Origin of the sequence: Halioxenophilus sp. WMMB6, assembly GCF_033283405.1 — a bacterium.
Taxonomy (GTDB): Bacteria; Pseudomonadota; Gammaproteobacteria; order Pseudomonadales; family Cellvibrionaceae; genus Halioxenophilus.
Window position 1 is genome coordinate 706,423 of record NZ_JAWMQR010000002.1, and the last position, 22,978, is coordinate 729,400.

The window sequence follows — 22,978 nt, forward strand, 5'->3', positions numbered from 1 at the left end:
GCACACCATTTGAACCATTAAGCTTCCGCACAAGACCACAGTGCAGTCCCGGCAATGCACACTAAGTTACTGATTATTAATCAATAACTAAACATTAAATCGCTTTGGCCCAGGCTTTGCTCTATTGAACTTAGCATTTGGGCCGCAGGCCCCTACAAATCGAACTCAATGGATAAAGGCGTCCACCAACCCACAGTAGCTTCAGCTTACTGCGGGGGTGGACGCCTTTTTTTTGTGCTGGTTATCCACTGAGCTCTATTGCCCGGCCAAATGTTTTTGGTTTGTTACATAAATCGTCCGCCACGCTGCTTACTGTGCCGGATACCTATCAATTCATTGGTTTTTTTACGCGAGGTTGTTATGGCTTATCTCATGCCTTCTGAATTCGTGACCAAAATGGTCGATGCAGGTGAATCCAAAATTTATATGTCGGCTCGCGATACCCTGGTACGTGGCTATATGGCAGGTGCCATTCTGGCACTGGCGGCGGTGTTCGCGGTGAGTGTTGCCGTGGCAACCGGCTCGCACCTGGTGGGCTCAATCCTCTTCCCGGTGGGCTTCTGTATGCTCTACCTGATGGGGTTCGATCTGCTGACGGGCGTTTTTATGCTCACCCCTCTGGCCTGGATCGATAAACGCCCCGGCGTAACCATCGGCCAGATTCTGCGCAACTGGGGGCTGGTGTTTGTCGGTAACTTTGCCGGCGCCCTGACCGTGGCTGTCATGATGGCGTTTATCTTTACCTACGGCTTCAACACCGATGGCGGCGCCATTGCCACCAAAGTGGCCGGTATTGGTAAAGCCCGAACCCTGGGTTATGCCGAATATGGCCTGGCCGGTTGGTTTACCATTTTCATCCGCGGCATGCTCTGTAACTGGATGGTCTCCATGGGTGTGGTTGGTGCCATGATCTCCACCCACGTCAGTGGCAAGGTTATGGCCATGTGGATGCCGATCCTGCTCTTCTTCTTTATGGGCTTCGAGCACTCCGTGGTAAACATGTTCCTGTTCCCCTTCGCACTGATTATGGGCGGCGACTTCTCCATCGGTGACTACTTCCTCTGGAACGAAATCCCCACCGCACTGGGCAACCTGGTTGGCGGCCTGGCCTTCACTGGCCTGACCCTCTACAGCACCCATGTCCGTACAGCGCCCAAGCGCAAACTGGAAGCGCGCACCTTTGCCGCTACCAGCAACGAAGCCGCCTAATCGGCACCGTCGAGACCACCGCCCCCCCGCCGGGGCGGTGACTTCACAGAGAGCAACATGTCCAGCCGCCTGAAAGTCAGCCACGGGCAACACTCAGAACCCGGTCGAAAAGCCGCCAATCAGGATTTTTGTGGCTATCGCAATCCCGCTGGCAGTGCCGAACAGCTTAAAGGCGCCGTCTTCGCCATCGCCGATGGCATCAGCTCCAGCCCCGTCAGCCAGCAGGCCAGCGAAACCGCCGTTAAGTCCTTTCTGGGTGACTACTACTGCACCTCCGACGCCTGGACGGTAAAGCGCTCCGCCGAGCGGGTGTTGAAATCGATCAACTCCTGGCTGTTTGCCCAGTCCCGCCAGGGGGAGTCTCGCTTCGACCCGGACAAGGGCTACGTCACCACCTTCAGCGCCATCATCTTTAAAGGCGATAAAGCCCATCTGCTGCATGTCGGCGACAGCCGTATCTACCGCATCCGCGCCGGCACCCTGGAACAGCTCACCATCGACCACCGCCTGTACGTGGCCGAGAGCCAGAGCTACCTGAGCCGGGCCCTGGGTGCCGCCGAGAGCCTGGAGTTGGACTACCGCTGTTTTAACCTGCAGGCCGGCGATCTGTTTCTGCTGGCCACCGATGGCGTTTACGAACACCTCTCGCCCAACCAGATACTCAACAGCCTGCACAACCCCAGCACCAGCCTCCACCAGGTGAGCCAGAAGCTGGTGGAGCAGGCCCATCAACAGGGCAGCGAAGATAACCTCAGCCTGCAGATCATCCGCGTGGAGGAGATCCCGCAGAGCGGCTCGGCCCTGCTGCAGGAACAGTTGCAGTCACTGCCCATGCCGCCGGAGTTGGCCGCCGGGCAATCCCTCGATGGCTATAAAATCGTACGGCCGATCAACATCACCAGCCGCAGCCACTGCTATCTGGCGGTGGATGAAACCAGCGGCAGTAGCGTGGTGCTTAAGGTTCCCGCCCAGGAGCAGCGCGACGACCGCATCTACCTGGAACGCTTTTTAATGGAGGAGTGGATCGCTCGGCGGGTCAATAATCTGCATGTGGTAAAGGCGGCCCCGGCCGCACGGGAGCGCCACTACCTCTATACAGTTACGGAGTTTATTGAGGGGCAGACCCTCAGCCAGTGGCTGCTCGACCACCCCAAGCCCGACCTCACCAGCGTGCGCAATCTGATTGAGCAGATCGGCCGCGGGTTGATGGCCTTCCACCGGCTGGACATGCTGCACCAGGATATAAAACCGGACAACGTGCTCATCGACCAGCACGGCACCGCCAAAATTATCGACTTCGGCTCCACCTATGTCGCCGGCATTGAGGAGAGCGAGTACGGCCAGCTGCAGCCCAATCTGCTCGGCACCGCCCTCTACACCGCACCGGAGTACTTTTTGGGGGATATGGGCAGCGAGCGCTCCGATATTTTTGCCCTGGGGGTACTCACCTACCACCTGCTCTGCGGCCAGTTCCCCTACGGCACCCAGGTGGCCAAGGCGCGCACGCCAAGTGCGCAAAAGCGCCTGAGCTACCAGTCGCTACTGCATGAAGAGCGGGAGATACCCGCCTGGGTGGATGCCGCCATCAAGAAGGCGGTGCACCCCAACCCCTACCGCCGCTACCAGGAGGTGGCGGAATTTCTGCGCGACCTGCAAAAGCCCAACCCGGAATTTTTAGCCCAGCAACGGCCCCCCTTTATCGAGCGCAACCCAACGCTCTTCTGGCAGTGCGTCAGCGGTGTACTGCTGGCGGTGGTGATTGTTCAGTTCGCCCTCTACCGCTGAATACTGGCCAACCAAACCGACCCGCACCACCCACCTGGCAAGCAACTTTCCACCCGCTCGCAGCAATCGGAAAGTCAGCTTGCAATTTATGGCCGACATCCTCTCCCTGAAATAGCTAACCACCTGAAATTTAACAACTAATTTCATTCGGCACAGCTTTTGCCCTCGCCCGCCAACAATTGGCGCCGAGTTCCACGCCAGAAAAACTACGATAACAGCCTTACCGGTGGTCAGGGAGTGTCCTACCAGAACGGAGGAGTAAGATCATGATTGAAACCTTCTACGATGTTATGCGCCGGCAGGGGATCTCCCGTCGCAGCCTGGTTAAATTTTGCAGCCTGACGGCCTCGGCCCTGGGCTTAAGCCCGGCCCTGGTACCGCGCATAGTGCACGCCATGGAGACCAAACCGCGCATTCCCGTGCTCTGGTTACACGGCCTGGAGTGCACCTGCTGTTCGGAGTCCTTCATCCGCTCCGGCCACCCCCTGGCCAAAGATGTGATTCTGTCGATGATCTCCCTCGATTACGACGACACCATCATGGCTGCCGCCGGCCACCAGGCGGAAGCGATCATCGAAGAGACCATCGAAAAGTACGACGGCAACTTTATTCTGGCGGTCGAGGGCAACCCACCGCTCAATGAAGACGGCATGTTCTGCATCATCGGCGGCAAGCCGTTTACCGAACAGCTGCTCAACGCCGCCGAACACTGCAAGGCGATTATCTCCTGGGGCTCCTGTGCCTCCTGGGGTTGTGTCCAGGCCGCCCGCCCCAACCCCACCCAGGCGACACCGATTCACAAGGTGCCGGGCATGCCCAACAAGCCAATCATCAAAGTGCCCGGCTGCCCACCCATTGCCGAGGTGATGACCGCAGTTATCACCTACATCCTCACCTTTGAAGAGTTTCCCGAGCTGGACCGTCAGGGCCGCCCGAAAATGTTCTACAGCCAGCGGGTGCACGACAAGTGCTATCGCCGGCCGCACTTTGATGCCGGCCAGTTTGTGGAAGATTTCGACGACGACGGCGCCCGCAAAGGCTACTGCCTCTACAAGATGGGCTGTAAGGGGCCAACCACCTACAACGCCTGCTCCACCGTGCGTTGGAACGGCGGCCTCTCCTTCCCGATTCAGGCCGGCCACCCCTGTATTGGCTGCTCGGAAGATGGTTTCTGGGACAAGGGCTCCTTCTACCAGCACACCACCGACACCCACCAGTTCGGTATTGAAGCCAACGCCGATAAGGTCGGCGCCACGGCCGCCACCATCGTCGGTGGTGCCATCGCCGCCCACGCCGCTGTTAGCGCACTGAAGAGTGCCCGCAAGAAAGGAGGTGAATAACCATGAGCACCATTACCACTCCCACCGGTTTCACCATGGACAACAGCGGTCAGCGGGTTGTCATCGACCCGGTTACCCGCATCGAAGGCCACATGCGCTGTGAAGTGAACATCGATGACAACAACTTCATCCGCAATGCGGTCTCCACCGGCACCATGTGGCGCGGCCTGGAGGTGATTCTCAAGGGCCGCGACCCGCGCGACGCCTGGGCCTTTGTGCAGCGCATCTGTGGCGTCTGTACCGGGACCCACGCGCTCACCTCGGTGCGCTGTGTGGAAGATGCCCTGGGCATTATGATTCCCGAGAACGCCAACTCCATCCGCAACATCATGCAGCTCACCCTGCAGGCGCACGACCACCTGGTGCACTTCTACCACCTGCACGCCCTCGATTGGGTGAACCCGGTCAACGCCCTCAAGGCCGACCCGAAAGCGACCTCGGCCCTGCAGCAGAGCGTATCGCCCAACCACCCGAAATCGTCGCCCGGTTACTTCCGCGACGTGCAGAACCGACTCAAGAAATTTGTCGAAAGCGGCCAGCTCGGCCCCTTTAAAAACGGCTACTGGAGCAACCCCGCCTACCTGCTGCCGCCGGAAGCGGACCTGATGGCGGTAACTCACTACCTGGAGGCGCTCGACTTCCAGAAAGAGATTATGAAAATCCGCACCATCATGGGCGGCAAGGACCCACACCCCAACTGGATGGTGGGGGGCGTGCCTTGTGCCATCAATCTCGATGGCGATATGGCCGCCGGTGCACCGTTGAACATGGTCAACCTGAACCTGATCTCGTCGATCATCGATCAGACCCGCGAGTTTATTAAAAACGTCTACATCCCCGATATTCTCGCGGTCGGTCAGTTCTACAAAGGCTGGCTCTACGGCGGCGGTCTGTCGGGTATTAACGTGATGTCCTACGGTGATATCCCCGACAAGGCCAACGACTACTCCGCCAGCAACCTGATGATGCCGCATGGAGCCATCATCAACGGCAAACTGGAAGAGGTGCACCCCATCGACCTGCGCAACCCGGACGAGATTCAGGAGTTTGTACCTCACTCCTGGTACAAGTACGAGGACGAGGCCAAAGGCCTGCATCCCTGGGACGGCGTCACCGACCCGCACTACGAGCTGGGCCCCAACGCCAAGGGCAGCCGCACCAATATTCAGGAGCTGGACGAAAGCGCCAAGTACTCCTGGATCAAGGCGCCGCGCTGGAAAGGCCACGCCATGGAGGTGGGCCCACTGGCCCGTTACGTGGTGGGCTACGCCTCCGGTCACGAGGCCATCACCGAGCAGATCAACTTCGTGCTGAAGACCCTCGACATTCCGTTGAGCGCGCTCTTCTCCACTCTCGGCCGCACCGCCGCCCGAGCCCTGGAGGCCGACTGGGCCGCCGACCAGATGCGTTACTTCATGGATAAGATGCTGGCCAACATCAAAGCCGGCGATACCGCCACCGCCAACACCACCAATTGGGACCCGGCCACCTGGCCAAAAGAGGCCAAGGGCGTGGGCTTTACCGAGGCGCCGCGCGGAGCCCTGGGCCACTGGATTCGCATCAAAGATACCAAGATCGACAACTACCAGTGCGTGGTGCCCACCACCTGGAACGGCTCACCGCGCGACAGCAAGGGCGGCATCGGTGCCTTTGAAGCCTCGCTGATGAACACCAAGGTGGAGCGCAAAGAGGAGCCGGTTGAGATTCTGCGCACGCTGCACAGTTTCGATCCCTGTCTGGCCTGTTCCACCCACGTGATGAGTGAAGATGGCCAGGAGCTGGCCACGGTGAAGGTGCGCTAATGAGGAGTTTAACGATGAAAACAATCGCGAAGATTACCGCCCTGGCGCTGCTGCCTGGGGTGGCCATGGCCCACTCCGGCGCCCACGCGCCCGGACTGCTGCCCAACCTGCAACACCTGCTAACCCAGCCGGACCACTGGCTGCTGTTGCTGGCGTTTACCGCCCCCATCGTCCTGTTTGCCGCCACTCGCAAAAGCCGGCCAGCCAAACGGGTAACACTGCGCAAATAACGGGAGGCTGAACATGGCCACAACCACCAAACAGACGGCGGTTTACGTTTACGAAGCGCCGGTACGCCTGTGGCACTGGGTGAACGCACTGTGCATTGTTGTGCTGGGCGTTACCGGTTACCTGATTGCCAACCCGCTGCCCACCCTGCCGGGTGAAGCCAGCGATCACTTTGTCATGGGCTACGTCCGCTTTGCCCACTTTGCCGCGGCCTATATCTTTGTGATTGGCTTTATCGGCCGGGTTTACTGGTCGTTTGTTGGCAACCAGTACTCGCGGGAGATATTCCATTTCCCCATCTTTAAGCCCAGCTACTGGCGGGAGCTGCTGCACGAGGTGCGCTGGTACGCCTTTTTAGCCAAGGAGCCGAAAAAGTACGTCGGCCACAACCCGCTGGCGACCATCTTTATGGTGGCCATCATAGTCGTGGGCAGCGTGGTGATGATCTTCACCGGTTTCGCCCTCTATGCCGAGCAGGCCGGGCCCGGCAGCTGGCAGGACAGCCTGTTTGGCTGGGTGATCCCGCTGCTCGGCCAGAGCCAGGATGTGCGCATGTGGCACCACTGGGGGCTGTGGGTGATCACCGTGTTTGTCATGCTGCACATCTACGCCGCCGTGCGCGAAGATATTATGTCGCGCCAAAGCCTGGTCAGTACCATGATCAGCGGCTGGCGCATGTTTAAGGATGACCGCGACTGAACCGCCCTTGGCAGCCGGGTGCGCCAACACCCGGTTGCCATACCCTCCTTCTGCGCTTGCCCCCAAACTGTTTCCACCAAATGTTTCCCCCACCGGTCCTACTCGCCACGCCTGGCGGCCCCTTCTAGCTGGCGGCCCTACCAATTTCATTGGTCTGGCTAGCTCATTGGCCTGGCTGCAAAAGCCACCGGATAAACCATTTTCAGCGCTTGATCGGCCAACGGTGTAACAAGTGGCAAGCAACTTTTCACTTTCTCATTACCGGCGATAAATGTGAAAAGTTTGTTTTCAATCAAATGGCAGGCTTGCGACCGCACTCGTCCCTTCTGTAAAGTCACCCGCTCATCGCCGCCCGGCAACCAAGAAAATTGTTGGTCCTCAGGCAGCGATATCGCCTGTGGCGGTTACTCAGGTAACAGCCTATCAGGCACGTAGAAATATTCAGGGAATAGCGATACCAATAATAAAAAGGGTGGGCCAAGTCGCCGAAACCCAAAATAACAGCAGTAAATATCCAAGCAGACCAGTGACGGTCACTTCTCCTTTAGCAAAGCAAAATTGATAGGCAGTTGATAACCCACCCCGGAATCAGGGTGGTCGGTATCCCCTTGTCTGTCCGTTGGCCGCAACCGGGTTGCCGGCTTTAAAAACCACAACACTTTGCTTTGGGGGAATTCGCAGTGAGCTCCAATCGAGCCGACCATAATGTGCTGATTTTAGGCATTGGCAACCTGCTTTGGGCCGATGAGGGCTTCGGCGTGCGCGCAGTGGAAACCCTCAACAGCCTCTACCACTTCCCAAGCCAAGTGCAGCTGCTCGATGGCGGCACCCAGGGCATCTATCTCGTTCAATACATCCGCGACGCCGATATTTTGGTGGTGTTCGATGCCGTCGATTACGGCCTGCCCGGCGGTACCCTCAAGCTGGTGGAGGGCGACCAGGTGCCTAAATTTCTGGGCGCCAAAAAGGTGAGCCTGCACCAAACCGGTTTCCAGGAGGTGCTGGCCATGGCCGAGATGCTGGGCGACTACCCCAAGCACCTGCTGTTGGTCGGTGTGCAACCGGAACAGTTGGAAGATTACGGCGGCAGTCTCAGCGACAACGTCAAAGCCCAACTCACCCCCGCCTTGCAGGCAGCGCTCGACTACCTGGCCGGCTTTGATATTCACGGCCAGCTGCGCGCCGAACCGCTGCTTGCCGACACCGACGCCGCCGGCGCCATTGCCAGCATGCATCTCTACGAACAGGAGCGCCCCTCGGCCGAGGCCGCCTGTCGCGCCGGCGATGGCCGGGTGCTCAACTCCCCCGATTTCCAGGTGGGCTACCGCGCAGTCGACATCGACGGCATCAGCGTTGCCCTGGATCAACACCTCGACAGTTATCGCAAAACGGAGCAGAGCTAAGGTGTGTATTGGTATCCCCATGCAGGTGTTGGAGGCCTATGCCGAAGCCAGCCTCTGCACCACCCCCAACGGCGAACTGGTCACCATCGACACCCTGTTGGTTGGCCCGCAGCAGCCCGGCAACTGGCTGCTCACCTTTTTAAATACCGCGCGCGAACAGATTGAGGCCGAGCAGGCGGAAAAAATATTGGCGGCACTCATCGGTTTGCAAAACGCCATTGCCGGCGACAGCTTCGAACACCTGTTTGCCGACCTCATCGACCGCGAACCTCAACTGCCGGAATTTCTGCGCACCAGCGAGAGCAAGGATTAAAAACTATGGCCACTGCAACCGAAGCCACCACCGCCGTCCACATTGAGAGCCCCATTTTGCGCGCCATGGTCGCCAGGCACGGCATTGCCGTGCTTGACCAAACCAACCTGGACGACTTTCTCGGCCAAAACCCCATGGCCGTGCTCTTTTTTGCCGAAGACCCAAAGCGCTACCCAGAGAGCGCCGATGTCGCCATGGTGCTGCCGGAGCTGGTCCGGGCCATTCCCGAGCTAACCGCCGGCTTGGTGGGCGAACAGGACCAGCTGGCCCTGCAGCAACGCTACCCATTCACCACCTGGCCCACCCTCGCCTTTTTTAAAGAGGGCAATTATCGCGGCGCCATCAGCCACATCCAAAATTGGCAGGACTACCTGGAGCAGATTAACGAGCTCTACTCCGACGACACACTGCCCACTATTCCCGTGGTCAACCTGTAACGCAGCGCATTAAAAAGAGAGAGATAAACAGATGAGCGGTAACGACGGCACACTCTACTTTAACCCGGCCAGCGGCCCCGGCAGCCAACCCAGCGAGATCGACGGCGCCGAACTCGATATTTTGCAACTGCCCTCGGGTATGTCGACCTACGCCGCGCCGATACTGCCGGAGCCGGAAGAGCTGGTCGGCGTCGATGAGGCCAAACAGTTACTGCAGGAGCTGCTCGCCGCCATGGTGGACTACACCACTGATCAGCCACCGCTGGCGGTGGACCTGGCCGAGCTGGATGCCGCCAATCTCGATCTGATCGACCAGGTGTTGGGCGAGGGCGAAGTGAGCATTCTGTTTGATGGTGAGACGGAAATTAAAATTCAGGAGTCGGTGCTGGCCGGTGTCTGGCGTTTAAAAGGCTACCGCGGCGGCAATCTGGTGGCCGACCAGATTGAGGTGGGCAGCGTGCCGAGCCTGATCGCGCAACAAACCTTTAGCCAAGCCGCAGCCACCGCCCAATTTAACCCCCAGGCCGTGCCCCCTGGAGTGGGCAACGCGGTGCCGTTAATCGCTGAAATAAACGATCAGTTGGCCGCCTTCCAACAACAGCAAAACAATCACGTCATCAATCTCACCCTGCTGCCCATCAACGAATACGACCTCGGTTTTCTCGACACCGTCCTCGGCGAAGGCAACACCAAAATTCTTTCGCGCGGTTACGGCAACTGCCGCATCTCCAGTACTCAGCTGAGCCATGTCTGGTGGGTGCAATATTTTAATTCTCAGGACAAGAACATCTTAAATACCCTGGAGATTACCCAGGTGCCAGAGGCCGCCTGTGCCGCTCAGGAAGACATCAACGACAGCAGTCAACGCCTGCGCGAAATTCTTGAGGTCTACGCGTGAGCGAACCAACGACCACCGCCGCCAGCGACAACGGGCCGCGTATGGAGTGCAAAATCTGCTGGCACGTCTACGACCCGGCCGAGGGTGACCCGGTCTGGCAGATAGCCCCCGGCACCCCCTTCGCGGCACTGCCCAGCCACTGGAGCTGCCCCGAGTGCGACAGTGATAAAAATGGCTTTTTGGTAATCAGCGAATGAGCCACTTTGCCGATGTCGAGAGCCTAACCACCACTCTGCAGCGGGTCTACGCCGGCATCCTCGCCACGCGTATGCAGCAGGTGCCGGTGGTCAACCCCGACTTGGGCGTACAGGCGCTGCACTTTACCCAATGGCAGGAGCACTTCATTGGCGTGCTGGCCACCCCCTGGTTTATGAACCTGATGGCGCTGCCCGCCAATGATGCAGCACAACCCCTCTACCAACTGGGCTTTGGCAAAAAATTCAGCCTCGCCTTCCCCTCCGGCCAGTACGAATTCACCCTCGGCGCCGAGGCGAAGCTGGGCGCCTACGGCCTCTGCTCACTCTTCTCGCCCATGTTCGATTTTGCCGACGATGGCGCCGTGGCCGACACCGCCCAAGCGGTGATGGCGGAGCTCTTTAATGGCATGGCAGAGGCGGAGCTGGCGCGCCAACAACAGGAACGCGCCGCCCAGCACAGCACACTGATCACCAGCACCGAGAGCCTGGCGCCGCTTTACCGCCCGGAAGCAGAAGTGGAAGAGGAGCTGGCCGCGGCCCGCAACCATGGCCTCAGCCGGCGCGCCTTTTTAACCGGGGGTCTAAGTGACTAGCGCGGCGCTGCCAGAGGGCAAAATCAGCCTGCGCCTGGCGCTTGCCGGCGAGCAGGTATCGAGTGTGGCCATCCGCTCGACGCGGCCGATCCACGCCAGCCAGATATTCCAGGGCCAGCCCATTGAGCAGGCGCTTACTCTGCTGCCACTGCTGTTTACCGTGTGCGGTAACGCCCAGTCGATTGCCGGTGCCCGCGCCATTGAAGCGGCCCAGGGCCGTGAAGCACCGCCCTGGCAAAACCAGCTGCGCAAACAGCTGATTGCCGCCGAAACCATTGGCGAACACTGCTGGCGGATACTGCTCGACTGGCCAAAACTGACACAAGCCCTGACCAGCCCGGCCGGCGGTGACCAAACCAGCAGCGATGGCAGTGCCGGCAAAAAAGATCTGCTCGCCATTCGCCAGGGGTTGATCGCTTTTAACAAGGCCCTGGCCGCGGCCCGCCTGCCCCTTGCCAATAACCGCAGCCAGGCCGTCAAAGCCGAAAAAGCCCTGTTGGCGGCGCGTGCACAACAGGCGGCCAATTGCCAGCAACTGCTGGCGATACTCGGCAATCGCCTGTTTGGCCGGGCGCTGACCAGTTGGTTAGCAATCACCAACCTGAGTGAATTGACAACCTGGCTGGAGCACACCGACACCGCTGCCAGCCGCCTGCTGCGTGCCATCAACCAGTGCCAATGGCAGGCATCCGGCCAAAGCGAGGTACCGCCTCTGGCCGACTTCGCGCCGCAACAGTGGCTGGTGCTGGCCCAGCAGATGACCGACCAAGCCTTTATTGAGCAACCCCATTGGCGCGCTGCCCCCGCCGAGACCAGCAGCTGCACCCGCGCCACCAGCCCCCTGCTGACCGAGAGCCGGCAGCGCTATGGCAACGGCCTGCTCACCCGCGCCCTGGCCCGCCTCACCGAATTGGCGAGCATGGCCTGCGAGTTAGTCGAACCCGGCCACCACCGGGGTTACAGCGCCTCGCAACCGCTGGCCGCCGCCACCGGCCTGGGCGCGGCCCACGCCGCCCGCGGCCTGCTGCTGCACCGGGTGGAGTTGAACGGCACCACCATTCGCCACTACGCCGTACTGGCCCCCACCGAGTGGAACTTCGCCCACCAGGGAGTGGTGGCCCAGGGCCTTAACAATTTACGCGGCAGTGCCCAGGCCATTGAGCAACAGGCGCGGGTTTACATCGAGAGCATCGACCCCTGCGTCGCCTACGACTTGCAAATCACCCCCACCGAGGAGCCGCACTGACCATGCACGAGATGGCCTTGAGCGAGAGCATTTTGGAGATTCTCACCGGCGCCGCCGAGCAACAGGGCTTCGCCCGGGTGAAACAGGTCTGGCTGGAAGTGGGCCAGTTTGCCGGTGTTGAGAAGTCCGCCCTGGCGTTCAGTTTTGAGGTGGTGGCGCGCGGCAGCCTGGCCGAAGGCGCCACACTCACCATGATCGACCTGCCCGGGCTCGCCTGGTGCCTGCCCTGTGCCGAGGTGGTGGTGATTAAAGAGCGTTTTAGCGAATGCCCCAACTGTGGCAGCAGCCAACTGCAGATCACAGCCGGCGAAGAGTTTCGAATTAAAGAGTTGGAGGTGGAGTAATGTGTACTGTTTGCGGCTGTGCCGAAGGCGAGACCCAGATCGAGCAATCCGGCCATGACCACGACCCTGGCGGGCATCATCATGACCATCACCATGGCCACAGTCATGACCATGATCACGCACACGGTCACAGCCACGACCATGACCATGACCATAGCCACGGGCATGATCACGCTCAGCACGACCACAGCCATCACCATCAGCAGGATCACCATTACGGCCAGGGGCCGGCCGGCGCCCATGTGCCCGGTTTAAGCCAGGCGCGCATGGTGCAGATCGAGCAGGATATTCTCGGCAAAAATAATCAGTACGCCGCCGCCAACCGCCGCTGGTTTACCGAGCACCACATTTTGGCGCTCAACCTGGTCTCAAGCCCCGGCTCCGGCAAAACCACCCTGCTCACCCGCACCATCACCGACCTGGCCGGGCAAGTAGCCATGAGCGTGATCGAGGGCGATCAGCAGACCGCCAACGACGCCGACCGCATTCGCGCCACCGGCGTTAACGCCATTCAAATCAACACCGGCAAGGGCTGCCACCTGGATGGCCACATGGTGGGCCACGCGCTGGAGAATCTGGCGCCGGAAGATAACAGTTACCTGTTTATTGAAAACGTCGGCAACCTGGTCTGCCCCTCCGCCTTCGACCTGGGTGAAGCGCACAAGGTGGTGATTTTGTCGGTCACCGAGGGCGAAGACAAACCCCTGAAATACCCCGACATGTTCTACGCCGCCGATCTGATGCTGCTCAACAAAATCGATCTGCTGCCCTATTTGAGCTTCGACGTGGAGCAGTGCATCGCCTACGCCCGCCAGGTTAATCCCAAAATAAAAGTGCTGCAGCTCTCGGCCACCAGTGGTGCCGGCCTGGAGCAGTGGTATCAGTGGCTACAGGCCAGCCAGTTATTGGCCAGTGTCGGCCACTAGCCGGCAATCCTTTCAGGAGTAGAGATATGTGTTTGGCGGTTCCTGCCCAGGTGTTGCAAATCGACAGCAGCGGCGAAACAGCGCTGGTGGCACTGGGCGAAATAAAAAAGTCGATCTCTCTGGCGTTGGTGGAGCAGGTTAACGTGGGCGATTTTGTGCTGATTCACGTGGGCTATGCCCTGGAGAAGATCAGCGCCGAAGCGGCGGAAAAAACCCTGCGCCTGTTTGCCGAGTTGCCCGCCCAACTGATGGAGCCATTGGATTAATGCGTTACATCGAAGAGTATCGCCAGCAGGATCTCGCCGCCCACATTGCCGGCAACATTGCCCAGGCGGTCGACCCCGCCCGCCACTACCGCTTTATGGAGTTTTGCGGCGGCCACACCCACGCCATCTTTCGCTACGGCATTCAGGATCTGATGCCGGCCAATGTCGAGTATGTGCACGGCCCCGGCTGCCCGGTGTGCGTGCTGCCCATCGCCCGCCTGGACCAGGCCATCCAACTGGTGCGCGCGCAGGATGTGATTCTGTGCAGCTACGGTGATCTGCTGCGCGTACCCGCCAGTGACCGCACCAGCCTGCTGACAGTGAAGGCCGAAGGGCGTGATGTGCGCATGGTCTACTCCACCCTCGATGCCCTGCAGATTGCCCGCGACAACCCTCAGCGCGAAGTGGTCTTTTTGGCCATCGGCTTTGAAACCACCACCCCGCCCACGGCGGTGGCCATTCGCCAGGCGGCCACCGAGCAGCTCAGCAATTTTTCGGTGCTCTGTAACCACGTGCTCACCCCCGCCGCCATTCGCGCTATTCTGGCGGCGCCGGTGGCCGATCAACAACCGCTGCCGCTGGATGGCTTTCTCGGCCCCTCTCACGTCAGCTCCATCATCGGCAGTGCGCCCTATCAGTTTGTCGCCCAACAGCATCACAAACCGGTGGTGATTGCCGGCTTTGAACCCCTCGATGTCATGCAATCCACGTTGATGCTGATCCGCCAGGTGAACGAGGGGCGGGCCGAAGTGGAGAACGAGTATGAGCGCGTGGTCACGGCCCAGGGCAACCAGAAGGCACAGCAGCTGGTGGCCGATGTGTTTGAGCTGCGCGACCAGTTCGAGTGGCGCGGACTGGGTTTTATGGCCAACAGCGCCCTGCAGATTCGCCCCCACTACCGCGCCTTTGATGCCGAGCTGAAATTCGCCCTGGCCGACTACATCAACCCCCACAGCAGCGACCACAAGGCCTGTGCCTGCCCCGATATTCTGCGCGGCCTGAAAAAACCCACCGACTGCCGCCTGTTTGGCAAAGCCTGCACCCCAGCCAGCCCCATGGGCTCGTGCATGGTCTCCTCCGAGGGTGCCTGTGCCGCCTACTGGAGCTACGGCCGCTTTCGCCAACCCACCACTGCCAGCCCAGCCAGCGAGGAGTGCCGCGCATGAACAGCCTGGTGCAACGTTTCAGTCAACCGCTCGATATCGCCCACGGCAAGGTCGACTTAAGCCACGGCAGCGGCGGCCGCGCCAGTGCCCAGTTGATTGAGCAGATCTTTGTCCGCCACTTCCGCAACCCACTGCTTGAGCAGGGCAACGACAACGCTCTGTTTGCCACTCAGGCCGGGCGCATGGTGATCAGCACCGATGGCCACGTCATCTCGCCGCTCTTTTTCCCCGGCGGCGATATCGGCTCCCTGGCCGTACACGGCACCCTCAACGATGTCGCCATGGCCGGCGCCACACCACTCTACCTGTCGGCGGCCTTTATTCTGGAGGAGGGCTTCCCCCTGGCCGATCTCGATCGCATTGCCGCGAGCATGGCCAAGGCCGCCAGTGATGCCGGGGTGGTGATTGCCACCGGCGATACCAAGGTGGTGGAGCGGGGCAAGGGTGACGGCGTGTTTATCACCACCACCGGCATCGGTGTGGTGGGCGAGGCGTGCAACATCAGCGGCAACCGCGCCGCCCCCGGCGATAAGATCATCGTCAGCGGCAGCATGGGCGACCACGGCGTCGCCATTATGGCCAGCCGTGAGAACCTGCAGTTCGATACCGAAATCAGCAGCGACTCGGCCGCCCTGCACCGGCTTATTGCCGAACTGGTCGCCACCGGCTGTGATATCCACTGCCTGCGCGATCCAACCCGCGGCGGCCTGGCCACCACGCTTAACGAACTGGCACAGCAGTCGGCGGTGGGTATGCGCATTAACGAAGCCGCCATTCCGGTCAAACCGGCGGTGCTGGCCGCCTGTGAGCTGCTCGGCCTGGACCCGCTCTACATCGCCAACGAGGGCAAGCTGATCTGCATCTGCGCCAGCGATGACGCCGAGCAGCTGCTCAGCACCCTGCGCCAGCACCCGCTCGGCCGGGAGGCCGCCATCATTGGCGAGGTGGTGGCCGATGACCACCAATTTGTGCAGATGCAGACCCGCTTTGGCGGCAGCCGGGTGGTGGACTGGCTGGCCGGCGAACAGCTGCCGCGCATCTGCTGAACAACCCAGGGAGCCGTCACCACTATGGCAACACCAGCGACCGTATTGATTATCGACTCGCACAAGGAGACGCGGGCCAAACTGCAACAGAGCCTGCAACACGGCTACGAGCTGTTCGCCGCCGACTCCCTGGCCCAGGCAGAAAAACTGCTCGCCGACCAGTGGATTCAGATCGTGGTCTGCGCCGGCGAGATGCTAAGCGATGGCCAGTTTATTGCCGATATCAAAAGCCGCTGGCCGGAGCTGCAGTGCATTGTCCTGGGCGAGGCCAAAACCATCGCCGCCCTGGCCCAGCTGCAGTCGCTGGTCTATCAATTTATTGCCGCCCCCTGGCAGGGGCAGCACCTGCGCCTGACGGTGGCAAACGCCTTCCTGCTGTTTCAACTGCAGCGCCAGAACGAGACCCTCAACCTCGAGTTGAAAATGGCCGGCTACAAAAGCCAACAGAGCCCCAGCGAGCGCGAGAGCTACCACTTTAAAGATGGCATTGTGCGCAGCCCGCAGAGTCCCATGAACGACATCTGCGAGCACCTCTACCAGGTGGCCCCCTACGATATCTCGGTGTTGCTCACCGGCGAATCGGGTACCGGCAAGGAGCTGGCCGCACGCGCGCTGCACAACAACAGCCTGCGCTGGGATAAACCCTTCGTGGTGGAGAACTGCGGCGCCCTGCCCGATGACCTGCTCGAGAGCGAGCTGTTTGGCTGCAAACGCGGCGCCTTTACCGGCGCCGTGGAGGATCGCCCGGGCCTCTTTCAGCGGGCCGATGGCGGCACCGTGTTTCTCGACGAGATTGGCGAGATCTCACCCGCTTTCCAGGTAAAACTGTTACGGGTGTTGCAGGAGGGTGAGGTGCGGCCACTGGGCGGCAGCCAACCCCAGCGCATCGACGTGCGGGTGATTACCGCCACCAATAAAAACCTGGAGCAGGCCGTGGCCGCCGGCCAGTTTCGCGAGGATCTCTACTACCGCATCGCACCGGTCACCATCGCCCTGCCGCCCCTGCGCGAACGGCCCGACGATATCCCCCTGCTGGCCGACTGCCTGCTCGACCAGGCGATCAAAAATTTGGGCAAACCGGCCCAGGGCTTCACCGCTGAGGTCTACCGTTATCTGCAGGCCTACCCGTGGCCGGGCAATGTGCGCGAACTGCAAAACGAGATCAGCCGCATGCTGGTCACCAGCCGCGCCATGACCCTCGGCGCCGAGCTGCTCAACCGGCGGGTAAGCCAGGCCCTGGCCAGTAGCGAACCGACGCCGAGCGAAACCCTCACCGGCACCTTGAAGGATCGCGTCGAGGCCCTGGAGGCCAAAATTCTGCGCGAAACCCTGGTGCGCCTGCGCTGGAACAAGAGCAAAGCGGCCAATGAGCTGGGTCTCTCCCGGGTTGGGCTGCGCAGCAAGGTGGAGCGCTACGGTATCCATCGCAGCAGCCCGTTGGAGGGCTCAGCCAAACTGGTCACCCCCTGATGGCCAGCGCCACCCTTATCCCCCCGGTCGCAACCAACAACCCACTGCGTGCCAAAAAGCTCACGGTGCGCGGCGTGGTGCAGGGGGTGGGGTTCCGGCCGACGGTGTTTCGCCTGGCGAGAGCCAATCAGATCACCGGCTGGGTGGCCAACTGCGGCGAAGGGGTGGAGATCTTTGCCTGGTACCAGGGCCGGCAGCTGGAAAGCCTCTTACAGCAACTGCAGCAGCAGCTGCCGCCCTTGGCCCGCATCGACGGCATCGAGACCAGCGCCATCGAGCCAAGCAGCCTGGAGGATCAACCACCACCACAGGACTTTACCATTCGGGCCAGCCGCAGCGGGCTGCTCGCCACCAGCATTACCGCCGATGCCGCCACCTGCCCCCACTGTTTGAGCGAGCTGTTCGAGCCCGGCAACCGCCGCTACCACTACCCGTTTATCAACTGCACCCACTGTGGCCCGCGCTTCTCCATCGTCAACGCCATCCCCTACGACCGTGCCAACACCAGTATGGCCGGCTTTGCGCAGTGCCCGAGCTGCCTGGCCGAATACCACCACCCCGGCGACCGCCGTTTTCACGCCCAGCCCAACGCCTGCCCGGTGTGCGGGCCGGCGGTGTGGCTGGTGGATAAGCAGGGGCTAGAAGTCACTACGGATGACGCCGTTGCCCGCGCCGCCCAGCAGATTGCGGCCGGCCTTATTGTCGCCATTAAGGGGTTGGGCGGGTTTCAGTTGGCGGTGGATGCCAGTAATGCACAGGCCATCGCCCGCCTGCGCCAGCTAAAACAGCGGCCCAGTAAACCCCTGGCGCTGATGGCCCGCGATCTCTCCGCCATTCAGCCATTTGCCGAGCTCTGCCCCAGCGCGGAGTCGCTGCTCAACTCCGCCGCCGCCCCCATTGTACTGCTGCCCAAGCGTGGCGCGGCCTTGCCCGAGGCGATCGCACCGGGCCAGTCGACCCTTGGCGTGATGCTGGCCAACACCCCCCTGCACCATCTGCTGCTGGCCCACCTGCAACAGCCGATAGTGCTCACCTCCGGCAACGCCCGGGGCGAACCGCAGATTATCGATAACGGCGAGGCACTGGCGAAACTGGCCGCGGTGGCTGACAGCTTCCTGCTGCACAACCGGCCAATCAGCAACCGGGTGGATGACTCGCTGGTGCAGGTGATCGACCAACAGCCGCGACTACTGCGCCGGGGACGGGGCTACGCCCCCGAATCCCTGCCCCTGCCCGAGGGCTTTAGCGCGGCCGATGGCCTGCTGGCCATGGGCGCTGACCTGAAAAACAGCTTCTGTCTGCTGCACAAGGGGCGGGCGGTCACCTCCCAGTACATTGGCGACCTGCACCACCCGGTCACCCAGGCGGAGTTTGCCGGCCAGTTGCAACGCTTTGCCGAGCTCTACCAGTTTCAACCCCACCATATCGCCATCGACCAGCACCCCCGCTACGTCAGCAGCCAGCTGGGCCGGCAGTGGGCGGCCAGTCAGCAGGCCAAAGTCACCGCCGTGCAACACCACCACGCCCATATCGCCAGTGTTATGGCCGAGCACGGCCTGCCACTGGCGAGCGGGCCGGTGCTGGGCATTGCCCTGGATGGCCTGGGCTACGGCAGTGATGGCACGCTCTGGGGCGGCGAGCTGCTCCTGGCCGACTATCGCTCGGCAAGGCGTTTGGCCCATTTTCAGCCGCTGCCACTGCTCGGCGGCGACAAGGCCAATATCGAACCCTGGCGCAACGCCCTCAGCCAACTGCTCAACCACAGCCAGTGGCCGGTGTTGGCCCGCGAGTTCAGAGCGCTGGGCATTGTTCAGTTTCTGCAGCAACAGCCGCTGCCGGTACTTACCGCCATGGCCGAGCGCGGCCTCAACAGCCCGCAGAGCAGCTCAGCCGGGCGCCTGTTTGATGCCGTGGCGGCGGTGTTGGGACTCTGTGTGGAGCAGCAGAGTTACGAGGGCGAGGCGGCCTGTCTGCTGGAGGCGCTGGCGGTACAGGCTTGGGATAAGCCGCTCGCGCCGTATGAGATCGAGCAGAGTAATCACCAACAGTTGAGCTGGGCCGGGCTCTGGCGGCCGCTGCTGGCGGATCTGCAGGCCGGAGTCGCCCGCGAGGTGGTCGCCGCGCGCTTTCATCGAACGGTGATTGAGCGCGTCGCCGATGTGGCGCACAGGATTGCCGCCGAGGCCAACTGCAGCACGGTGGTGCTGGCCGGCGGGGTTATGCAGAACCAACTGATTTTGACGGGTTTGTCACAAGCGCTACAGCCGCTTAAGGTACTCAGCCCGCGGCTGTTACCGGCTAACGATGGCGGTCTGGCCCTGGGCCAGGCGGTGATCGCCTTTGCCCAAAACCAGTCGATGAAGCCGCTGGGCTAATCAGGCCGCGACACCCTGTTCACTCAACAGCTTATGCCACTCCAAAGCCCACTTGGCGGCGGCCAGCGGTTGGTTATCTTCCACCTGTGCATCCAGCAGGCAGATATCGCCAATGCGCTTGGCACCGGCTTTATAGAGCATCCCCTCCAGCTTCAAGCCACCGGCAGCAAACTGCGGGTAGCCCCGGTCGCCCAGGGCAATCACCCCGTAGTAGCGGCCGTGCAGGTCGACCACACCGTCGTCCATGGCGTAGTAGATGCCGTACAAATTGCGCGGCAACTGGCCATCGCCGGTGGTGGAACAGCAAACCAGCAGCAGCTCTTGTGGGTCGCGCAGCAGATCGCGTGGCCCCAACTCCGAGATCAGCTCTACCTGGTGGCCCAAGCGCTCCATTAAGGCGCCCACCGCCTCCGCCGACTGCAGCGCACAGCCGTTGACGCTGCCGACCAGAATAAGAATTTTGGCCATAGTGATCATGCCCTCGATTGGTGGTTATCCGACAATGCCGAGCTTAGCCACCCGGGTATTGCAAAAAGAGGGCCTCACCCGCAGTAAGCCACTGCTCCCACCCGCTACCCCCTATTTCCAAACCGCCTCCCACGCCACCTCGAACAGCTCACAGTGCGACCATTCCGCCGCCACCAAAAATTCATCAATTGTTAACCTGAGTTTAATCAGATGGTAATATTCGCCAAAAAATTGCCCGATGGGAGAGAGTGATGAATGCACAGACAGGCGCAATCGCGCCCAGCCAACACAGCTATGTTGATGCCAGCGGCCTGACCACTACCGAGGCACTGGTGATGCGCGCCCCCTTCTCGTTTCTGGTGGCGCCCAATATGTTGGACGAAAGCGATAAGCAGACGTTGATCGATGACTTCCCACTCAACAAAAGCGCCGGTTACCTGCCCTACAACCGCGAGAGCTGTGCCACCACCATCAACGAGTTGATCGACCAGATCGCCGCACCAGGCTTCGCCAACCCCCTGGGTGAGCAGCTGGGCATCGACAACCTCGCCCAATACCCCACCTACGTCTCCATTGCCACCAAGCTCAACAAGCGCCATGGCACCATCCACACCGATGGCAAATCCAAGGTCGCCACCCTGCTGCTCTATTTGAATGAGGAGTGGTCGGGTGAGGGCAAAGGCTGCCTGCGCTTTTTAAACAAGATTGACGATATCGAAGACACGGTGGTACCGGAAATTCAACCCAAGTTTGGCACCCTGGTCGCCTTTAAACGGGCCGACAACTCCTTCCACGGCCACCTGCCCTTCGAAGGCGAGCGCCGGGTGATTCAAATCGCCTGGCTGGTCAGCGACGAGGACGCCAAGCGCAAAGCCAAGCGCGGTAAGCTCTCCCAGAAGATCAAAAATCTGTTTAACCGAATGGATAAAAAAGTGGGCAGCCAGCGCGATGACAATGCCTATCATTGATTGGCCGGCTCGCTAACCGCGTCAACGCAATAACCCCCATAAAAAACCTGCCAAACGGCAGGTTTTTTATTTCCAGGCAGATGCAATTAGTTACAAACTGGTGGGCGTGCGCAGGGTGCGCAGGTAGGCCAACAGCGCCCGTCGTTGCGCATCGGTTAACACCCGGAACGCCTCGCGCTCAGCATAGGCTTCACCGTCGTGTTGCAGAATCGCGTCGGTGAGTGTTGAGGCGCGGCCATCGTGCAGATAGGGGGCGGTATCCGCCACACCCCACAGGCGGGCGGTAATAAAGGTACGATTCTGCTCTTCCGACTGGCCGGACAGGGTCTCTTGCAGGCGCGGCCCCATATCGTGCAGTTTCAAATCCGAGTGCAGCGGCACGGTGATACCGCCATGAGTGTTGCTGGGAAAGCCAATACTCGGTTGGCTGAGATCCACCTGATAGTAGAGCGTTTCTGGCGTAAACAGCGTCAGCCCCGGGCCAAATTCCGGAAAGTAATAATTTAACACCGCACTTCTGGTTGCAATTTCCGGTACATGGCAGCGGGCACAGCCAATCTCATCAAACAGTGCCGCGCCGACGGCGGCAACTACCGACTGCGGCGATGCCTGCGGTGGTTTGGTGGTGGTATTAAAAATGGCCAGGGCCGAGATGGGGCCAACGCCAATTTCATCAATATAACCATCGCCGTCGTGATCAACATCGTCGAAGATCTCCACCGGCTCAACCCCCTGGTGAAAACGGAGCGCGCCACAGTCGAAGTCGCGGGTGGTGACATTGTTACCCTTGCGACCAAAGGGGCGCACAATCAGGTCCGTGGCCACCCCCACCACTTGGCTGGTATCCAACGCCAGCGCCTTGGTTTTGTCGCCATCGTTGCTATCGGCATAGAGCTTGGGTACTGCACTAAAGCCGATAAATTTATCGCGCGCCAGTTCGTCATCCACCAGGCTGGTGCCGGCCGGATTGCAGTTGTGGGCGAAGCGTTTCTCCTTCTGCGCTTTTATCTCATCCTTCACCGCTTTGGTGGCGGTAATCAGATCCCACTTGATGTAACCAAAGTTAATGCCGTGGGTCTCCAGGGCAAACAATTCACCCGGGTTGGCCCGTGCTTTGGCTTTAATATCCTGCAGCTCCAGCGTCATCTCCATGGCCAACAGTTCAATACCGCCGGAGCCAAACACAAACGGCGGATTGATAATGCGGCCATTAAAAAAGGCAAAGCCGTTGCCCGCTTGGTCGTCGATGTCGAACTCGGTGGCACGAGGCATGGCCATGGCGGCAATTCCGCCCACCCCGCCCACTAAAAAGCGGGCGGGAATCACGCCGTTACTGCCGACAAAATGGCATTCGACACAGGCCTGGGCATCCAGGCCGTTAACCCGCAACGGAAAGGGATGGGGGATATCATCGTTGCCAACAATAAACGAAGGCCGGCCACCCTCTTCTGAGGTGGTCGCCAGGTTTTGTGGGCCATCGCCGACACCGTCGTAACGATTAAACGGGGTGGCAAACAGCTGTTCGCCCTGCTGTTGAATATCGCTCAACGGCAAGGCACCGGACTCGATATCGTCCTGGGTAATGGTCACCGTCAACGCGGGGTACTCACCGGGTGGTGGCTGCTGGCTGGTGTCGTTCGGGTTAACCAACGTCGCGGCAGCGGCAAGGCCGGGTAGGAAAAGTGCCAACAGGCCAAATTTTTTCGTTATCAATTGCATGCCTGACATAGTGCAAAGTCTCCTTAGTAAGTGTGCGCTCAACAATGAGCGAGCGCAGACTAACAGGATGCAATTGAGTG

The 22,978-nt window shown here is 60.6% G+C and carries 23 protein-coding genes; 21 read left to right on the top strand and 2 right to left on the bottom strand.

What is annotated here, in order from left to right; translation table 11 throughout:
• The first annotated feature begins 360 nt into the window (after nt 1-360).
• The 20 genes from SBL51_RS08685 to hypF all read left to right on the top strand — a co-directional run bounded on the left by SBL51_RS08685 (nt 361) and on the right by hypF (nt 19,743).
• Nucleotides 361-1,209: a formate/nitrite transporter family protein gene (locus SBL51_RS08685; protein WP_317930508.1), complete on the top strand. Its 849-nt coding sequence runs from the start codon at nt 361-363 to the stop codon at nt 1,207-1,209.
• 57 nt (nt 1,210-1,266) lie between these two features.
• A complete protein-coding gene (locus SBL51_RS08690; RefSeq protein ID WP_317930509.1) occupies nt 1,267-2,994 on the top strand; it encodes a bifunctional protein-serine/threonine kinase/phosphatase in 1,728 nt (575 codons plus the stop codon).
• A gap of 266 nt (nt 2,995-3,260) precedes the next feature.
• On the top strand, nt 3,261-4,334 hold the full coding sequence (locus tag SBL51_RS08695) for a hydrogenase small subunit (RefSeq protein ID WP_317930510.1): 1,074 nt from the start codon (nt 3,261-3,263) through the stop codon (nt 4,332-4,334).
• Between the two features lie 2 nt (nt 4,335-4,336).
• Nucleotides 4,337-6,136 carry a nickel-dependent hydrogenase large subunit gene (locus tag SBL51_RS08700; protein WP_317930511.1) on the top strand — a complete coding sequence of 600 codons (1,800 nt, stop codon included), beginning with the start codon at nt 4,337-4,339 and terminating at the stop codon, nt 6,134-6,136.
• A 14-nt stretch (nt 6,137-6,150) separates the two neighbouring features.
• Complete coding sequence (locus tag SBL51_RS08705) at nt 6,151-6,366, top strand: hypothetical protein (RefSeq protein WP_317930512.1); 216 nt, start codon at nt 6,151-6,153, stop codon at nt 6,364-6,366.
• Nucleotides 6,367-6,379: 13 nt separating this feature from the next.
• Nucleotides 6,380-7,063, top strand: a complete 684-nt coding sequence (cybH, locus tag SBL51_RS08710) for a Ni/Fe-hydrogenase, b-type cytochrome subunit (protein WP_317930513.1) — start codon at nt 6,380-6,382, stop codon at nt 7,061-7,063.
• A gap of 680 nt (nt 7,064-7,743) precedes the next feature.
• On the top strand, nt 7,744-8,466 hold the full coding sequence (locus SBL51_RS08715) for a HyaD/HybD family hydrogenase maturation endopeptidase (protein ID WP_317930514.1): 723 nt from the start codon (nt 7,744-7,746) through the stop codon (nt 8,464-8,466).
• 1 nt (nt 8,467) lies between these two features.
• Complete coding sequence (locus SBL51_RS08720; protein WP_317930515.1) at nt 8,468-8,779, top strand: HypC/HybG/HupF family hydrogenase formation chaperone; 312 nt, start codon at nt 8,468-8,470, stop codon at nt 8,777-8,779.
• Nucleotides 8,780-8,784: 5 nt separating this feature from the next.
• The gene (locus SBL51_RS08725; RefSeq protein WP_317930516.1) at nt 8,785-9,216 is read left to right on the top strand and encodes a hypothetical protein; all 432 of its coding nucleotides are present in this window, start codon (nt 8,785-8,787) and stop codon (nt 9,214-9,216) included.
• A gap of 31 nt (nt 9,217-9,247) precedes the next feature.
• Nucleotides 9,248-10,114 (top strand): hydrogenase expression/formation protein, encoded by an 867-nt coding sequence (locus SBL51_RS08730; RefSeq protein WP_317930517.1) that lies wholly within the window; start codon nt 9,248-9,250, stop codon nt 10,112-10,114.
• Complete coding sequence (locus tag SBL51_RS08735) at nt 10,111-10,311, top strand: rubredoxin (protein WP_317930518.1); 201 nt, start codon at nt 10,111-10,113, stop codon at nt 10,309-10,311. The genes SBL51_RS08730 and SBL51_RS08735 overlap by 4 nt, the downstream gene beginning before the upstream one ends.
• A complete protein-coding gene (gene hybE / locus SBL51_RS08740) occupies nt 10,308-10,904 on the top strand; it encodes a [NiFe]-hydrogenase assembly chaperone HybE (RefSeq protein WP_317930519.1) in 597 nt (198 codons plus the stop codon). The genes SBL51_RS08735 and hybE overlap by 4 nt, the downstream gene beginning before the upstream one ends.
• The gene (locus SBL51_RS08745; RefSeq protein ID WP_317930520.1) at nt 10,897-12,150 is read left to right on the top strand and encodes a nickel-dependent hydrogenase large subunit; all 1,254 of its coding nucleotides are present in this window, start codon (nt 10,897-10,899) and stop codon (nt 12,148-12,150) included. Before hybE ends, SBL51_RS08745 begins: the two co-directional genes overlap by 8 nt.
• Nucleotides 12,151-12,152: 2 nt before the next feature.
• Nucleotides 12,153-12,494, top strand: a complete 342-nt coding sequence (gene hypA / locus SBL51_RS08750) for a hydrogenase maturation nickel metallochaperone HypA (RefSeq protein WP_317930521.1) — start codon at nt 12,153-12,155, stop codon at nt 12,492-12,494.
• Nucleotides 12,494-13,420 (top strand): hydrogenase nickel incorporation protein HypB, encoded by a 927-nt coding sequence (gene hypB / locus SBL51_RS08755; protein ID WP_317930522.1) that lies wholly within the window; start codon nt 12,494-12,496, stop codon nt 13,418-13,420. The genes hypA and hypB overlap by 1 nt, the downstream gene beginning before the upstream one ends.
• 26 nt (nt 13,421-13,446) lie before the next feature.
• Nucleotides 13,447-13,686, top strand: a complete 240-nt coding sequence (locus SBL51_RS08760) for a HypC/HybG/HupF family hydrogenase formation chaperone (protein ID WP_317930523.1) — start codon at nt 13,447-13,449, stop codon at nt 13,684-13,686.
• A complete protein-coding gene (hypD, locus tag SBL51_RS08765; RefSeq protein ID WP_317930524.1) occupies nt 13,686-14,852 on the top strand; it encodes a hydrogenase formation protein HypD in 1,167 nt (388 codons plus the stop codon). Before SBL51_RS08760 ends, hypD begins: the two co-directional genes overlap by 1 nt.
• Nucleotides 14,849-15,898, top strand: coding sequence for a hydrogenase expression/formation protein HypE (gene hypE, locus SBL51_RS08770; RefSeq protein ID WP_317930525.1), 1,050 nt, complete (start codon nt 14,849-14,851; stop codon nt 15,896-15,898). Before hypD ends, hypE begins: the two co-directional genes overlap by 4 nt.
• A gap of 24 nt (nt 15,899-15,922) precedes the next feature.
• Nucleotides 15,923-17,368, top strand: a complete 1,446-nt coding sequence (locus SBL51_RS08775) for a sigma-54 dependent transcriptional regulator (RefSeq protein ID WP_317930526.1) — start codon at nt 15,923-15,925, stop codon at nt 17,366-17,368.
• Nucleotides 17,368-19,743 carry a carbamoyltransferase HypF gene (hypF, locus tag SBL51_RS08780; protein ID WP_317930527.1) on the top strand — a complete coding sequence of 792 codons (2,376 nt, stop codon included), beginning with the start codon at nt 17,368-17,370 and terminating at the stop codon, nt 19,741-19,743. Before SBL51_RS08775 ends, hypF begins: the two co-directional genes overlap by 1 nt.
• Here hypF and SBL51_RS08785 read toward each other — a convergent pair whose 3' ends face one another.
• The gene (locus SBL51_RS08785) at nt 19,744-20,211 is read right to left on the bottom strand and encodes a flavodoxin domain-containing protein (RefSeq protein ID WP_317930528.1); all 468 of its coding nucleotides are present in this window, start codon (nt 20,209-20,211) and stop codon (nt 19,744-19,746) included.
• 251 nt (nt 20,212-20,462) lie between these two features.
• On the opposite strand from SBL51_RS08785, the gene SBL51_RS08790 reads away from it, so the two are divergent.
• Nucleotides 20,463-21,179: a 2OG-Fe(II) oxygenase gene (locus SBL51_RS08790; protein ID WP_317930529.1), complete on the top strand. Its 717-nt coding sequence runs from the start codon at nt 20,463-20,465 to the stop codon at nt 21,177-21,179.
• 90 nt (nt 21,180-21,269) lie between these two features.
• On the opposite strand, the gene SBL51_RS08795 is transcribed toward SBL51_RS08790, so the two are convergent.
• Nucleotides 21,270-22,907: a di-heme oxidoredictase family protein gene (locus tag SBL51_RS08795; RefSeq protein ID WP_317930530.1), complete on the bottom strand. Its 1,638-nt coding sequence runs from the start codon at nt 22,905-22,907 to the stop codon at nt 21,270-21,272.
• Nucleotides 22,908-22,978 lie beyond the last annotated feature (71 nt).